At 36.1% G+C, this 14,880-nt stretch carries 15 protein-coding genes; 14 read left to right on the top strand and 1 reads right to left on the bottom strand.

Annotated elements, in window-relative coordinates:
• Nucleotides 1–208: 208 nt before the first annotated feature.
• Nucleotides 209–577, bottom strand: coding sequence for a prevent-host-death protein (locus tag NG809_RS05295; RefSeq protein WP_262148688.1), 369 nt, complete (start codon nucleotides 575–577; stop codon nucleotides 209–211).
• A 334-nt stretch (nucleotides 578–911) separates the two neighbouring features.
• Between NG809_RS05295 and NG809_RS05290 the strand changes: the two genes are divergently transcribed.
• The 14 genes from NG809_RS05290 (at nucleotide 912) to NG809_RS05225 (ending at nucleotide 14,825) form a co-directional block, all read left to right on the top strand.
• The gene (locus NG809_RS05290) at nucleotides 912–1,721 is read left to right on the top strand and encodes a polysaccharide biosynthesis/export family protein (RefSeq protein ID WP_262148687.1); all 810 of its coding nucleotides are present in this window, start codon (nucleotides 912–914) and stop codon (nucleotides 1,719–1,721) included.
• Nucleotides 1,722–1,742: 21 nt separating this feature from the next.
• Nucleotides 1,743–4,115 carry a GumC family protein gene (locus tag NG809_RS05285; protein WP_262148686.1) on the top strand — a complete coding sequence of 791 codons (2,373 nt, stop codon included), beginning with the start codon at nucleotides 1,743–1,745 and terminating at the stop codon, nucleotides 4,113–4,115.
• 50 nt (nucleotides 4,116–4,165) lie between these two features.
• A complete protein-coding gene (locus tag NG809_RS05280) occupies nucleotides 4,166–5,464 on the top strand; it encodes a nucleotide sugar dehydrogenase (protein WP_262148685.1) in 1,299 nt (432 codons plus the stop codon).
• A 53-nt stretch (nucleotides 5,465–5,517) separates the two neighbouring features.
• Nucleotides 5,518–5,862 (top strand): phosphomannose isomerase type II C-terminal cupin domain, encoded by a 345-nt coding sequence (locus NG809_RS05275; RefSeq protein ID WP_262148682.1) that lies wholly within the window; start codon nucleotides 5,518–5,520, stop codon nucleotides 5,860–5,862.
• Nucleotides 5,859–6,851: a mannose-1-phosphate guanylyltransferase gene (locus NG809_RS05270; protein WP_262148680.1), complete on the top strand. Its 993-nt coding sequence runs from the start codon at nucleotides 5,859–5,861 to the stop codon at nucleotides 6,849–6,851. The genes NG809_RS05275 and NG809_RS05270 overlap by 4 nt, the downstream gene beginning before the upstream one ends.
• Nucleotides 6,852–6,856: 5 nt before the next feature.
• The gene (locus NG809_RS05265; protein WP_262148678.1) at nucleotides 6,857–7,813 is read left to right on the top strand and encodes a GDP-L-fucose synthase family protein; all 957 of its coding nucleotides are present in this window, start codon (nucleotides 6,857–6,859) and stop codon (nucleotides 7,811–7,813) included.
• Between the two features lie 50 nt (nucleotides 7,814–7,863).
• Complete coding sequence (gene gmd / locus NG809_RS05260) at nucleotides 7,864–8,937, top strand: GDP-mannose 4,6-dehydratase (protein ID WP_262148677.1); 1,074 nt, start codon at nucleotides 7,864–7,866, stop codon at nucleotides 8,935–8,937.
• 1 nt (nucleotide 8,938) lies between these two features.
• On the top strand, nucleotides 8,939–9,346 hold the full coding sequence (locus NG809_RS05255) for a sugar 3,4-ketoisomerase (RefSeq protein WP_262148675.1): 408 nt from the start codon (nucleotides 8,939–8,941) through the stop codon (nucleotides 9,344–9,346).
• A complete protein-coding gene (locus NG809_RS05250) occupies nucleotides 9,336–9,752 on the top strand; it encodes a sugar 3,4-ketoisomerase (RefSeq protein ID WP_262148673.1) in 417 nt (138 codons plus the stop codon). Before NG809_RS05255 ends, NG809_RS05250 begins: the two co-directional genes overlap by 11 nt.
• Complete coding sequence (locus tag NG809_RS05245; protein WP_262148671.1) at nucleotides 9,745–10,230, top strand: acyltransferase; 486 nt, start codon at nucleotides 9,745–9,747, stop codon at nucleotides 10,228–10,230. The genes NG809_RS05250 and NG809_RS05245 overlap by 8 nt, the downstream gene beginning before the upstream one ends.
• A gap of 9 nt (nucleotides 10,231–10,239) precedes the next feature.
• The gene (locus NG809_RS05240) at nucleotides 10,240–11,340 is read left to right on the top strand and encodes a DegT/DnrJ/EryC1/StrS family aminotransferase (RefSeq protein WP_262148669.1); all 1,101 of its coding nucleotides are present in this window, start codon (nucleotides 10,240–10,242) and stop codon (nucleotides 11,338–11,340) included.
• The gene (locus NG809_RS05235) at nucleotides 11,340–12,827 is read left to right on the top strand and encodes an oligosaccharide flippase family protein (RefSeq protein ID WP_262148667.1); all 1,488 of its coding nucleotides are present in this window, start codon (nucleotides 11,340–11,342) and stop codon (nucleotides 12,825–12,827) included. Before NG809_RS05240 ends, NG809_RS05235 begins: the two co-directional genes overlap by 1 nt.
• A gap of 77 nt (nucleotides 12,828–12,904) precedes the next feature.
• Nucleotides 12,905–13,846 (top strand): glycosyltransferase family 2 protein, encoded by a 942-nt coding sequence (locus tag NG809_RS05230; RefSeq protein ID WP_262148665.1) that lies wholly within the window; start codon nucleotides 12,905–12,907, stop codon nucleotides 13,844–13,846.
• A 7-nt stretch (nucleotides 13,847–13,853) separates the two neighbouring features.
• A complete protein-coding gene (locus tag NG809_RS05225; protein ID WP_262148663.1) occupies nucleotides 13,854–14,825 on the top strand; it encodes a glycosyltransferase in 972 nt (323 codons plus the stop codon).
• The last annotated feature ends 55 nt before the right edge of the window (nucleotides 14,826–14,880 follow it).

Below are 14,880 nucleotides of genomic sequence, written 5' to 3'. Positions count from 1 at the left end.
CTGCAAATTTTATTTTAATCATTTTTAAACAGTCTCTTTTAAATTACCTGAAAAACCATGACAATTATAGATGTACTCTAACAGAGGAGCTTGATCCTTCACGTTTAATTTAATGTATATGAACGTGTACACTTATTAATGAATACATTACAGCTGAACTGCAGTATCCGGAAATACAGAATGTAAAATCCTAAACAATATATATTTATTAGAGGATTGAGTTTACATCATAATTCGCGATAAGTACGAGAAGTAAAAAGTCTATATAATTCTGTTCAACCTCTTTGGGATTGATCAGTCTTCTTCTGTATTCGTAGGAACGGAGAGCCTTGCTTAGTCTTGCATAGTCAACAAATTTTCTGTCTTTCAGAATCACGCGGCCGTTTCCTGTTTTGCCCTTGATAAGCACATTATCAAGAGTTCGCACTTTGATAATGGTCTCAAGCAGTTTTCTCGGTGCGTTTTGATTTTCATGATACCGTTCAATGATGTTTATTTTGAAGGTGCTGAAGATTAAATTGTGAAAAACGATATTAAACGATGAGCCTTCAGTGTTCAGTTCCAGTTTATATTCCATAAAAATTTCAAATAAGTTTTAATGTGCAAATGCTATGCCTGTCATAATATCTTTTGGTGAGGATTTTTGTTTATAATGTAAAAGATAAATTGAGATTTATTATCCACGAAATTCTTGTAAGTGATCACGGTCTGAAATGATCATAAGAATGATTTATAACATGATGACCTGGCTTTGAAAATTTATTGATATTTTTGCACGCTGTTTTTACTGATTCAAAATTGTAATAATAAGAAAATATTTTCTATCCTGTTAAATAATATTAACAGTTAATTTTAACCTTGAATTTTAATTTATAAATAATAATCCTATTTTTGTGAAAATTTTAGAGAGAATGAATTTCAGAAGATTCTGCCTTTATGGCTTTACAGGTCTTGTATTGGCTTCATGTACACCGAGACAGGAAATCAACTACATGACCGATATCGACTCTGTGTCGCTGGACAATGCTATAAAAAACAGCCGCAGCAGTCTTCAGCCCGGAGATCAGCTTATCGTAAATATCTCTGCACGTGATATGGATGCTGTAAAACCGTTCAACCAAAATTATTCTTCATCTGCTACGGTTACCCAGTATTCTTCACCGAATTCCAACAACCTGCCACAGCAGATTCCCGCTTCCGGACCTACCTATTTTGTAGATACAGACAGCAATATCATCTTCCCTCAGCTGGGTAAAATCAGCACCAAAGGTGAAAATATTGAAACCTTCAGGGAAAAACTGACAGGCTTACTGAGCAAATACATCAAAGATCCGGTTGTAGATGTAAAGCTGGTGAATTTCAAAGTATCAGTAACCGGTGAAGTGGCAAGACCGGGGATGTATGTAATTCCTGATGGCCATGCCAATATTCTCAATGCACTGAGTCTTGCGGGAGATACTACACCGTATGGAATCAGAAACAATGTACTGATCATCAGAAATGTAGACGGTCAGATCACAAAAGAGAGAATAGACCTTACGAAAGCCGGTTTCATCAACTCACCGTATTATTATCTGAAGCAGAACGATATCATCTATGTGCAGCCAAATGCCAACAGAGAAAAAGCAGCAAGAGTAGACCCGAATACAGGTCTTTATATTTCAGTGGCATCGGTAATCGCATCACTGGTCATCGGAGTGTTAGCCCTGACAAAAAATTAATTTAAAAGAAATATACAAATAGTGGATCAAAATTATTTACAGGATCAAACTGAAAAAACACCATTTAATTTACGGGAATTAATTAAACCTTACATTTACAAATGGTATTGGTTTGTAGTAGGTGTTGTCTTATCTCTGCTGGTAGCCTGGTTTTTTCTGCGGTATTCTATCACCGTATACAGTACTGAAGCCACTCTATTGATCAAAGAAGTTAATAAATCTTCCGCAGGTCAGCCGGAAATGTCAATTCTCTCAGAAATTGGAGCTGTAGGAAGTATGGGGACTAACTCGGTAGACAATGAGATTGAGATCCTGAAATCAAAAAAACTGATGATGTCGGTGGTGAGAGAGTTGGGTATTGAGACCAATATTTACTCTAAAGGCAGCATAAAAGAAATTGAGCTGTTTAAAGATACCGCACCATTTATAGTCCGTGTGATCAGTGAAAAACCAAAGGGAGCATATCCTGGCCATGAAGTATTTGCGACTATAGAAAACAATAAGATTATTATTGAATCTGAAGATTTTAAGAAAAATATCGTTACAGATTTTAATAAAGCTCTTACGATGCCTTTTGGGGTAATTATGTTTCAGAAAAATCCTACTTATGATCTGAAAGAAGCTAAAGATGTAAAATTCCGTCTTCAGTTTGCTTCGGCAATTAACAGAACACGTGATCTTTTGGGAAGCTTAAACATTGAGCTGGTAAAAGAAGAATCTACTGTTCTGAAGATGACGATGAATTATCCGGTGCCTGAAAAAGCGGAAATGATATTAAACAGCCTTGCGATTAATTACAACCGGGAAGCGATTATTGATAAGAATTCTGAAGCACAGAAAACTGCAGAATTTATTGATGGAAGGGTAAAGCTGATTGGTGAGGAACTGGGCAGAGTTGAAAACCAAAAGGAAGACTTTAAGCAGCGAAACAATATCACAGATATAAAAGCAGAGGCTGAACTTTCGCTTCAGACAGATGCACAAAACAGACAGAAACAGCTTGAAACAGAATCTCAGCTGGAATTGGTTAACAGTCTACTCACTTATATTAACAGACAGGGAAGTTATCAGATTTTGCCACTGAATGTAGGTCTGCAGGATGCCAATACCGCTTCAGACATATCTGTATACAATCAGCTGGTTACTGAGAGAAATAGATTGTTAGAAAGTTCTACATCGCTAAACCCCGTAGTGCAGGATGTTACAAAACAGATTGCCAATATGCGTACATCGATTGCAGGAAGCCTCAATAAAAGCCGTTCTGCACTTCAGATTACCAAAAACACATTTTTAGGCGAACAGAACAGACTTTCAGACCGTATTTCAAGGGTCCCGGTACAGGAAAAAATGTTCAGAAGTATTGAAAGACAGCAGACTATAAAAGAAGAACTGTATCTTCTTCTGCTTCAGAAAAGAGAAGAGTCCGCAATTTCTCTGGCTATCGCTGCACCGAAAGCAAGAATTGTAGATGATGCGCTTACATCTCCTCAGCCTGTATCGCCCAAAAAGAAAGTAATATACCTGTTGGCAATGCTTGTTGGTCTACTAATTCCGATCGGTATTATTTATCTGCTTGAATTATTCAATAATAAAGTACAGTCTAAGCACGACCTTGAGAAACTTTCTGAAGGAAAACCAATAATCGGAGAACTTCCTTCTCTTTCAAAAGGCGATCCGGAGTTGGTACAGCTCAACGATATGTCACCGCTTGCAGAAGCTTTCAGGATTTTGATTACCAATATTAATTTCATGCTGCCTAAAAATAAAAAAGGGCATGTGATATTTGTAACTTCTACAGTAAAAGGTGAAGGGAAAACATTTGCTTCTGTAAATTTGGCTCTTACTTTAGCAACACCAAGAAAAAAAGTAATTATCATCGGGTCAGATATCCGAAACCCTCAGCTTCAGAGATACAATGACAAAAGAAAGGGTCTAACCGGATTATCTGAGTTTATGTATGATGAAACTTTGGCTAAAGAAAATATCATTCATCAGACTACCTTTAATCCGTATTGTGATGTGATTTATTCCGGGGCGATTACTCCTAATCCTACAGAGTTGCTCTCTAATGGAAGGTATGAAGAACTGGTGGAATCTCTAAAACCGGATTATGACTACATTATCTTAGACACTGCGCCGCTGATGCTGGTTACAGACTCATTCCTTATCGCTGATGTGGCAGATATGACAATGTATGTCACCAGATCTAACTATACTGAAAAAGAACTGATAAGTTTTGCAAATGCGCAGGTGGAGCAGAATAAAATCAAGAATGTAGCTTTTGTACTTAATGATGTGAGTAAGAAAAACAGTGGTTATGGCTATGGATACAAATATGGCTATGGCTACGGAGCTCAGAAAAACAAAACCTGGAGAGACTGGTTTAAATTTTAAACAATAAAAAAGGATTTTAAAATATTCTGAAATTAAAATCTTTTAAAGGTATGAACACAAATCATAAAATTGCAGTGATAGGTTTAGGCTATGTAGGTCTCCCGCTTGCCAGACTTCTTGCTACAAAGTATCCTGTCGTAGGTTTTGATATCAATCAGAAACGGATTGATGACCTGAATGCAGGCAAAGATTTTACTTTGGAAGTAGATGATGAGCTTTTGAAATCGGTTTTAGATCAGCAGAATCCTTTATATACAAATAAAAACGGTCTGTATTGCTCATCGGAGCTCAATGATATTAAAGCAGCAACAGTTTATATCATCACAGTCCCGACACCTGTAGATAAGAATAACAGACCGGATCTCACGCCACTCTACAAATCTTCAGAAACCGTTGGAAAAGTTTTGAAAAGAGGTGATATCGTTATTTATGAATCAACGGTATATCCAGGTGTCACAGAAGAAGAATGTGTTCCGGTTTTAGAAAAAGTATCAGGACTTAAATTTAATGTAGATTTTTTTGCAGGATACTCACCTGAAAGAATTAATCCTGGAGATAAAGAGCATACCGTAGACAAAATTTTAAAGGTAACTTCCGGTTCTACGCCGGAAGTTGGTAAAATTGTAGATGATCTTTACAAATCAGTGATTACTGCAGGCACCCATTTGGCTCCCAGTATTAAGGTGGCAGAAGCATCAAAAGTTATCGAAAATTCACAACGTGATGTGAATATTGCCTTTATGAACGAGCTCGCAAAAATCTTCTCACTGATGAACATTGATACCAATGATGTTCTGGAGGCTGCAGGTACAAAATGGAATTTTCTTAAATTTAAACCAGGTCTTGTCGGAGGACACTGTATTGGGGTAGACCCTTTTTATTTGGCTCAGAAAGCACAGGAAATTGGTTATTATTCAGAATTAATTCTCAGTGCCAGAAGACTGAATGACTCTATGGGTGCATTTGTTGCTGCCCAGGTGATTAAGCTGATGATCAAAAAAGATATCAGTATTAAAGGAGCAAGAATACTGAACCTTGGAATAACTTTCAAAGAAGACTGTCCGGATATAAGAAATTCAAAAGTAATAGATGTAATATCTAATCTGCAGGAATATGGAGTCGTTGTAGATACTTATGATCCTTGGGCAAACTCATCTGAAGTGCTGGAGGAATACGGTATTCAGTTAAAAGAAAAGGTTGGTATTACAGAAAAGTACGACGCAATTATTCTTACGGTGTCTCATAAAGAATTTTTAAAATTAGATTTAAAGCAGCATCTTGCTGATGCCGGTATTATATACGACGTCAAAGGCGCTTTAAGTAAAGAAATTGCAGATAAAAGGCTGTAATTTTTTTATACAGATACATACCGTATATTTGCAAATTCAAAACATATACATAAATGTTAGAACACGACATCAGACCATGGGGAGAGTATTGGGTATTGGAAGATGCTGAAACTCATAAAGTAAAAAGAATTTTGGTTTATCCGGGTGGCAGACTTTCGCTGCAATACCATCATCACAGGGCAGAAGTGTGGACTGTAGTTTCAGGAACCGGAACAATTACCATTAATGATTCTGTAAAAGAATATTCTACAGGAGAAGTAGCACAGATTCCACTGGGTGCACACCACAGGATGGAAAATAAAACTTCTGAACCGGTTGTTTTTATCGAAGTGCAATATGGTACTTACTTCGGTGAAGATGATATTGTAAGAGTAGAAGACGACTATAACAGAGCATGAAAATATACAATGTAATCTTATCCGGAGGTGTAGGAAGCAGGCTTTGGCCACTTTCCAGAAAAAACCATCCAAAACAGTTCCTCAAAATTTTTGAAGGAAAATCTTTATTTGAGCTTACTGCAGAAAGAAATAAATCTGTCGTAGACGAATTGATGGTGGTAGGAAATTCTGATCATATTGAATGGAGCAGAGAACTGTTGAAAGACATCGATCTTCCGAAAATATTTGTAACAGAAACCATTGCCAGAAATACTGCAGCAGCCATCGGATTTGCTGCATTAGCCGTTGATGCAGACGATATTTTGATTATTACACCTTCAGACCACTTGATTCAGAATCAGGAGGCTTATGAAAAGTCTTTGATGGAAGCGGTAGAGCTCGCCAAAAAAGATTTTGTAGTTACTTTTGGTGTGGTACCGTCAAAACCGGAAACGGGATATGGATATATCGAATACGAAGGAAAAGATGTGCTTTCATTTCGGGAAAAACCAAACACTGAGACTGCTCAGGAATTTTTAGATAAAGGAACTTTTCTCTGGAATTCAGGAATGTTCTGCTTTAAAGCAGGAGTTCTTCTGGGTGAACTGAAAAAATATCAACCCGAAGTTTATCAGAAATCTTCAGAAGCCTGGGAGAAATCTCAAAATAATCTTTTAGATGAAGAGTCCTGCAAACAGATTCCTTCTATAAGTATCGACTATGCTGTAATGGAGCGTTCAAGACAGATCAAGGTTGTTCCGGCCAATTTCAGATGGAATGATCTGGGATCTTTCGAGTCTTTGTACGATTACTTGAGAACAACCGGTCATCCTGCGGATGAAAACGGTAATATGGTAATTGGTACAGAAATTTTTACAGCTTTTGTTGGAATGAAGAACTGTATTTTTGTTCATACTCCGGATGCCATTCTGGTACTTCAGAAAGAGAAATCTCAGGATGTGAAGAAGATCTACAGTCAATTGGAAAAATATCAATCTACTTTAAGATAAAAATTATGATTTCTAGAGAATCTAAAATATACGTAGCCGGTCACCGCGGGATGGTGGGATCTGCTATCATGAGACAGCTGGCTGAGAAAGGATATACTAATGTAATAGGTTTGTCCAGCAGCGAACTGGATCTTAAAAATCAAAAAGCCGTTGCAGATTTTTTTGAAGAGCATAAACCAGAGGTGGTGATAGATGCTGCTGCTAAAGTAGGAGGTATTCTGGCAAATAATTCTTTTCCTTATCAGTTTTTAATGGAAAATATGCAGATTCAGAATAATCTGATTGATGCTTCGCTTAAAAACGATGTTGAAAAATTTATTTTTCTGGGATCTTCGTGTATTTATCCTAAACTGGCGCCGCAGCCTCTAAAAGAAGAATATCTGTTAACAGATTCTCTTGAGCCCACAAACGAATGGTATGCTGTGGCAAAAATAACAGGTATTAAAAGCTGCGAGGCAATCAGAAAGCAGTACGGAAAAGACTATGTATCTATGATGCCTACTAATCTCTACGGTACTCACGATAATTTTGATTTAAATACATCTCACGTGTTACCAGCCATGATCAGAAAATTTCATGAGGCGAAAGAAAACGGAAATGCATCTGTAACTTTATGGGGCTCGGGGACGCCGATGAGAGAGTTTCTTTTTGTGGATGATATGGCTGCATCTGTAATATTTGCTTTAGAAAATGTTCTTCCAGAGCATCTTTATAATGTAGGTACCGGTGTTGATCTCACCATCAGAGAACTGGCAGAAATGATTCAGAAAGTGGTAGGGCATACAGGAGACATTGTTTGGGATTCTGAAAAACCCGACGGAACACCTAGAAAACTTATGGATGTATCGAAAATGCACGATTTGGGATGGAAGCACCAGGTAGACCTCGAGCAGGGAATTACAAAAACCTACCAATGGTTTTTAGAAAATATTAATAATTTTAAACAGGTGAAAATGTCTTAGATATTGAAATCTACTGATCATTTATCACATATTAAACATACATCACAAAGATGAAAACAGCCTTAATAACAGGAGTTACCGGACAGGACGGTTCCTATTTAGCAGAACTTTTATTAGAGAAAGGATATCAGGTTCACGGTATTAAAAGGAGAGCTTCTTCATTCAATACACAGAGAATTGATCACCTCTATCAGGATCAGCATGAGCAGAACGTAAATTTTACTCTGCATTATGGTGATCTTACTGATTCTATGAATATCATAAGAATCATTCAGGAAGTTCAGCCAGACGAAATTTACAATCTTGGAGCAATGTCTCACGTGAAAGTTTCTTTTGATTCCCCCGAATATGTTGCAAACGTTGACGGTATCGGAACTTTAAGAATTCTTGAAGCAGTACGTATTTTGGGACTGGAAAAGAAAACCAGAATTTATCAGGCATCAACTTCCGAATTATATGGCGGACTATCCGAAAATAAAAATGAGAGAGGTTTTTACGACGAAAATTCTCCATTCTATCCGCGTTCACCTTACGGAGCAGCAAAAATCTACGGTTTCTGGATTACCAAAAACTACCGTGAAGCTTACGGAATGTTTGCCTGCAACGGAATTTTATTCAACCACGAATCTCCGAGAAGAGGCGAAACTTTTGTAACCCGTAAGATTACTATGGCTACAGCAGCGATTGCAAAGGGGAAGCAGGACTGTCTTTATCTTGGGAATCTGAATGCACTGAGAGATTGGGGGCACGCTAAAGATTATGTGGAAGCCATGTGGAGAATCCTTCAGCAGGATAAACCTGAAGATTTTGTAATCGCTATGGGAGAAACTACTTCTGTACGTGATTTTGTGAGAATGGCATTTGGTGAGATTGGGGTTGAACTTTCTTTTGAAGGTGAAAATGAAAATGAAATTGCCAAAGTAGTGGCTTGTAATAATCCTATGTATCAACTTGAAATAGGGAAAACTGTTGTTTCTGTAGATCCGGAATATTACAGACCAACCGAAGTAGATTTATTAATTGGAGATCCTACAAAGTCTAAAACACAGTTAGGCTGGGAACCAAAATATGATTTGGCTGGATTGGTTAAAGAAATGGTTGCGTCAGACCTCCAAATAACGTAAAATGGAAGAAACACCGAAAATAATACAGTTACCAAAAATTCTGGATAAAAGAGGAAATCTTTCCTTCTTCGAGTTTCCCGGTCAGTTGCCGTTTGAAATCGCCAGAACGTACTGGATTTATGATGTTCCCGGTGGTGAAGTGCGCGGTAGCCACGCTTTCCGAGAGCAGCAGGAATTTATCGTGGCATTGTCTGGCAGCTTTGATATTGTTTTGAATGATGGAGAAACTGAACAGAAATTTTCTTTAAACAGATCATACGATGGCCTTTACATACCAAAAATGTACTGGCGCAGACTCGAAAACTTTTCTACCAATTCTTTGGCACTCATTGTATCAGATAAAAAATACGATGAAGGTGATTATATCAGGAATTTTGAACAGTTTAAAAAACTAAAGAATGCAATTTAATATTGAAGACTGTAGGATTGTAGAATTGCCTATAGTCCACAATGATAATGGAAACATTACTGTGATGGAGAATAGTGTGGATTTACCATTTGACATCAATAGAATTTACTATCTCTATGATGTACCTATGGGTGCTGAAAGGGGAGGGCATGCACATTATAAGCTTCAACAATACGTCGTAGCAGCCAGTGGTTCATTTACCTTTATTTTAGATGATGGACAAAATAAAAAAGAAGTGTTTCTTAATCATCCAAACAAGGCATTACATATAGTTCCAGGAATTTGGAGAGAAATGAAAGACTTTTCCAGCGGAAGTATTTGTCTTGTACTGGCATCCATTGCCTATTCGGAAGATGATTATATAAGAGATTACCAAGATTTTAAAAACTACAGAAAAAATGGCTAAAATTCATCCGTTATCAGATGTTCAGAGCGAAAATATTGGCGAAAATACTTTTGTCTGGCAGTATTCTGTTATTTTAAAAAATGCTGTAATTGGTGATCACTGCAATATCAACTGTCACGTATTTATAGAGAATGATGTGGTAATAGGTGATAATGTAACTGTAAAACCGGGAGTTCAGATTTGGGATGGTGTTACTTTGGAAGATAATGTTTTCATAGGTCCAAATGTTACTTTCACAAATGATTTAATTCCGCGTTCTAAAGTTTATCCTGAAGCATTCGCAAAAACGGTTATTAGGAAAGGAGCGTCAATTGGGGCTAATTCTACCATAGTGGCTGGTAATACTATCGGCGAAAATGCGTTGATTGGAGCAGGAAGCGTGATTACAAAAAATGTTCCGGCAAATACAGTTTGGTTTGGTAACCCCGCTAAACAGCGTGGTTTTATTGATGAAAAAGGAAAAATTAGCTACACATAAAAAAATACAATGATAAAGTTTTTAGATTTACAGAAAATAAATCTTGCATATCAGCAGGAAATCGAAGAAAGACTTCTCAGTACATTTCGTTCAGGTTGGTATCTTCTGGGGAATGAAGTTAAAAATTTTGAAGAAAATCTTTCAAATTATATTGGTGCTAAACACGCAATAGGTGTTGCCAACGGTCTTGATGCGCTGAGACTCATCTTGCGTACCTACATCGAAATGGGAATGATGAAGAAAGGAGATGAGGTTATTGTTCCGGCAAATACTTACATCGCTTCTATACTTGCCATATCAGACAACGGTCTTGTGCCGGTGCTTGTAGAGCCTGATATTGATAATTACAATATTGACATAAGTAAAATCGAAGAAAAGATCAGCGAAAAAACAAAAGCCATTATGATTGTTCATCTTTATGGTAAAGTTGTTTTCTCAGCAGATTTAAAAGCTCTTGCACAAAAGTACAGTTTGAAAATTGTTGAAGACAATGCACAGGCTATCGGTGCAGAATATGAAGGAATTAAAACAGGAAATCTCGGGGACGCCGCAGGCTTCAGTTTCTATCCGGGTAAAAATCTGGGTGCCTTAGGTGATGCTGGTGCTGTAACTACCAATGATGATGAATTTGCGAAGACACTGCGTGCATTGGCAAACTATGGTTCAAACCAAAAATACATTAATGTTTTTCAGGGTTTAAATTCAAGATTGGATGAAATTCAGGCGGCAGTTCTGGATGTAAAACTGAAATATATCGATCAGGAAAACACAAGAAGGCGTGAAATTGCACACCGCTATTTTTCTGAAATCACCAATCCTGCTATAACGCTTCCTCAGCTACCTCAGGATGGGAATGAGCACGTGTGGCATTTGTTTGTGATCAGAATCCAGGAAAGAGAAAAACTGCAGACTTACCTTACTGAAAACGGCATCCAGACATTGATTCACTATCCAATTCCTCCTCACAGACAGGAAGCCTATAAAGATATGAATCATCTGAGTTTTCCGATTACAGAGAAAATCCATAATGAAGTTTTGAGTTTGCCTATTTCTCCAGTTATGACAGATAGTGACGTTGAAATTGTAATAGATATTATTAACAGAGCTTAATGTCTGAGGAAAATTCTTCATATCGTCAAATTTTTAAAGCGACATCAATTTTTGGAGGTGTACAAGTATTCAATATTTTGATTTCGATGATTAGATCGAAGTTTATTGCAATACTTCTTGGCCCTTCGGGAATGGGTATAGCAGGATTACTTAGTTCTACAGTTGCAATAATTTCATCATTAACTTCATTTGGTTTAGGAACGATTAGTGTAAAAGATATCGCATCTGCTAATGAGCAGAAAGACAACAAAAAGCTTCTCTACGCTGTAGCAGTATTGAATAGATTAGTGTGGTATACAGGTGCTTTGGGAACGGTTTTTACATTGGTGCTATCACCATATCTGTCGAAACTCACGTTTGATAGTTATGGTTATACATGGTCTTTTATATTTTTATCAGTTACGTTATTTCTTGGTCAGTTAACCTTAGGCAAAGATGCCGTATTGCAAGGTACCAGAGAACTAAAATGGCTTGCATACGCAAACATGCTGAGCTCTTTATTATCACTGATTATTACTTTGCCATTATATTTTTTCTACGGTTTAGGAGGAATAGTTCCAGCGATGATAATTGTTGCCTCAACAACATTGGTGATAACACAGTATTTTTATAGTAAACTAAAATTTTCACCACCAAAAATTTCAAGCCAGGAAACTTTGGTGAAGGGTAAAACTATGATGAAAACGGGATTTTTTTTAAGTCTCAGCGGATTGATCATTACTGCTTGTTCTTATTTAGTTAGAATTTTTATTACGCGAACTGGGAACTTAGAGGATGTAGGATTTTATAATGCTGGCTTTGCAATCATTAATTCATATGTTGGAATAGTTTTTACAGCAATGGCAACAGATTATTATCCACGGTTGTCCGCAGTAATAAATGATAAGATAAAATTTATTTCAGTTGTAAATCAACAAGGTAATGTCGCTTTAATAATTCTTGGTCCAATTCTTACAATTTTTATAGTATTTATAAATATTGCAATTATTCTATTATATAGCGAGAAATTTTTGCCAATCAGTACAATGATGCAATATTCTGCAATTGGAGTTTTTTTTAAAGCGGCTTCTTGGTTATTGGGTTTTGTCGTTTTATCAAAGGGTTCTACAAAAATATATTTTTGGTGCGAATTATTAGCAAATATTTATATGACAATCCTTAACTGCTTAGGATTTTATTTTTGGGGACTTGACGGCTTAGGTATTTCATTCATTGTTGGCTATATTTTATATTTAATACAGATGTTGGTTGTCACAAACAAGTTTTACGGATTTCATTTCGATGGTAATTTTATAAAGATTTTTTTTATTCAATTGTTAGTCGCAGGATTAGGACTGTTATGTATGCGTATCACAAGTAATATTATTTTTTCATATATAATGGGAAGTATTCTCATAATTATTGCGAGCAGTTTCTCTTTATATAATGTAAACAAAATTGTAAATATTAAAAATATTCTTCTAAAAATAAATGGAAAGAAAAAATGAAAATTATATAATTCTGTGATCAACGTCATCAGAACATATTTGCAATTTGTCTCTCATAGCAGAAAAATTTATAAAAGATGGTAACAAATTCTTTAGTGTCAATTATCGTACTTTGCTACAACTCAGAGAGTTTTATTATAGAGACTCTGGAAAGTATCAAAAATCAAAGCTACGAAAACATTGAGTTGATTATTTCTGATGATCACTCAAAAGATAAGAGCATAGAAGTATGCAGTAACTGGTTGAAACAAAATACAGAGAGATTTGTGGCATCACAGATTATTACGGTACCGCAAAACAGCGGAATTCCTGCCAACTGTAATCGTGGTGTAAAGGCCGCCAAAGGAGCGTTTTTAAAACTGATTGCAGGAGATGATCTTCTTACACCAGACTGCATCTTGGATAATTTTAATTTTGCCTTAAAAAATCCTGCTGCAAATATCATTATTTCTGAAATGGATGCCTTTCTGGACGGTACCGAACCAAAAAAAATACTGGAAAGAAAAAAACCTTTCGGAAATATCTTTCATGCTGACGATACAGCCGAAGATCAGAATAGATTTTTAGTTCAGACCAGCTATTTTGGAAATGCACCTGCACTGTTCTACAGAAAATCTGTTTTTGATAAGGTAGATTTTGACGAATCGATTCCTTTGCTTGAAGATTATCCATTCGCTATTATTGCAACCAAAGCAGGCTTTAAATATGAGTACCTTCCTGCCTTAACTGTACTTTACCGTGTACGTGAAGATTCGGCCTATTTTAAAAACAATGCTGAAATTTTTGGCAGGTTTTATCAGACTAAATTTCAGTTTGATCAGAAATACAGACATTCCCATCTAGATTTCATCAGCCTTAATAACGAAATTTTTTATCATAAAGTTTTAAGTTTTTTTGACAGAAATGATTTGAATAAGAATAAGCCAATCAATCGCACACTTTACAAAATAGCACATCTTCTGAATCCTTTCAGATATCTTTTCTTTTTAAGACAGAAGGTATCTTACTCATCAAAATAAAACATCAATGAAATTTTCAGTTATTATTCCCGTTTACAATTTAGAAGGTTATATTACCCGGTGTTTAGAATCTTTTACTCAACAGAATTATGATGTAAATGATTTTGAGCTTCTTATTGTAAATGATGGAAGTACCGATGGTAGTTTAGAGATAATTGAAAATTTTAAAGAACGTTTTCCTCATCATCAGATTACTGTTTTTACAAAATCTAACGGGGGACTGAGCTCAGCAAGAAATTACGGAATTTCAAAAGCCCGCGGAAACTATATATGGTTTGTTGATGGTGACGACTGGGTTCCGGAAATGTCTCTTACAAAGTTGTCAGACCATTTAAACAGGTTACCATCGCTGGATATCTTAGAATTCGACTACGAACTGGCATTTGAAACAGAAAAGAGCTTGGAGTTTAAATATGCCGGAAATCCTAACGCAAAATCAACAGCGGTAGAAACCGGAAGAGAATTTCTCGAAGATCATGAGTATTCTTTGGGCGTTACCATAAAAATTTTCCGTAGGGAATTTCTTTTACAAAACAACAGTTTATTTCCCGTGGGTATGTTTAGTGAAGACAACATTTTTTCACTGAAAACTACTTTGTTGGCCGAAAGATACTATAAAATCAATGAGGTTTACTATTTCTACTATCAGAGACAAAACTCTATTACGAAAACGAAAACAACCGAACACCTTAAAAAATATTATGAAGATATTTTTCAAAACATGCAGGAAATGAGAAAGGTAGTCCGGGAAGAGTCTTCTGCAATACAAAAGACAATTGCCGGAATGAACAGTTTTTTTGTACTTTTGATGATGCTTGATCTTTTTAAAAATAAAAAATATAATCTGATTAAACATTTTGCGAAAAAGATAAAGCAGAATAATTTTTATCCGCTTGAGAAAGTTCAAGTGGATTATATCAGTAAGAAGAAATTTTCTGTCCTCAGAATAATCATAAATCTTTATCTTAAATTTGTTTAAAGTAAATACTATTTTTATTCAGACCTTTTTTATTTAATTATGGTTGCATACATAC

The organism is Chryseobacterium foetidum (assembly GCF_025457425.1).
Lineage (GTDB): Bacteria > Bacteroidota > Bacteroidia > Flavobacteriales > Weeksellaceae > Chryseobacterium > Chryseobacterium foetidum.
The sequence above is the reverse complement of the archived record's forward strand: the minus strand, read 5'-3'. Positions and strand labels throughout refer to the sequence as shown.

Coding starts and splice junctions, on each gene's coding strand:
- gmd (WP_262148677.1), top strand. CDS start 7,864: ATGAAAACAGCCTTAATAACAGGAGTTACCGGACAGGACGGTTCCTAT.
- NG809_RS05280 (WP_262148685.1), top strand. CDS start 4,166: ATGAACACAAATCATAAAATTGCAGTGATAGGTTTAGGCTATGTAGGT.
- NG809_RS05295 (WP_262148688.1), bottom strand. CDS start 577: ATGGAATATAAACTGGAACTGAACACTGAAGGCTCATCGTTTAATATC.
- NG809_RS05230 (WP_262148665.1), top strand. CDS start 12,905: ATGGTAACAAATTCTTTAGTGTCAATTATCGTACTTTGCTACAACTCA.
- NG809_RS05245 (WP_262148671.1), top strand. CDS start 9,745: ATGGCTAAAATTCATCCGTTATCAGATGTTCAGAGCGAAAATATTGGC.
- NG809_RS05265 (WP_262148678.1), top strand. CDS start 6,857: ATGATTTCTAGAGAATCTAAAATATACGTAGCCGGTCACCGCGGGATG.
- NG809_RS05240 (WP_262148669.1), top strand. CDS start 10,240: ATGATAAAGTTTTTAGATTTACAGAAAATAAATCTTGCATATCAGCAG.
- NG809_RS05270 (WP_262148680.1), top strand. CDS start 5,859: ATGAAAATATACAATGTAATCTTATCCGGAGGTGTAGGAAGCAGGCTT.
- NG809_RS05290 (WP_262148687.1), top strand. CDS start 912: ATGAATTTCAGAAGATTCTGCCTTTATGGCTTTACAGGTCTTGTATTG.
- NG809_RS05250 (WP_262148673.1), top strand. CDS start 9,336: ATGCAATTTAATATTGAAGACTGTAGGATTGTAGAATTGCCTATAGTC.
- NG809_RS05235 (WP_262148667.1), top strand. CDS start 11,340: ATGTCTGAGGAAAATTCTTCATATCGTCAAATTTTTAAAGCGACATCA.
- NG809_RS05225 (WP_262148663.1), top strand. CDS start 13,854: ATGAAATTTTCAGTTATTATTCCCGTTTACAATTTAGAAGGTTATATT.
- NG809_RS05255 (WP_262148675.1), top strand. CDS start 8,939: ATGGAAGAAACACCGAAAATAATACAGTTACCAAAAATTCTGGATAAA.
- NG809_RS05275 (WP_262148682.1), top strand. CDS start 5,518: ATGTTAGAACACGACATCAGACCATGGGGAGAGTATTGGGTATTGGAA.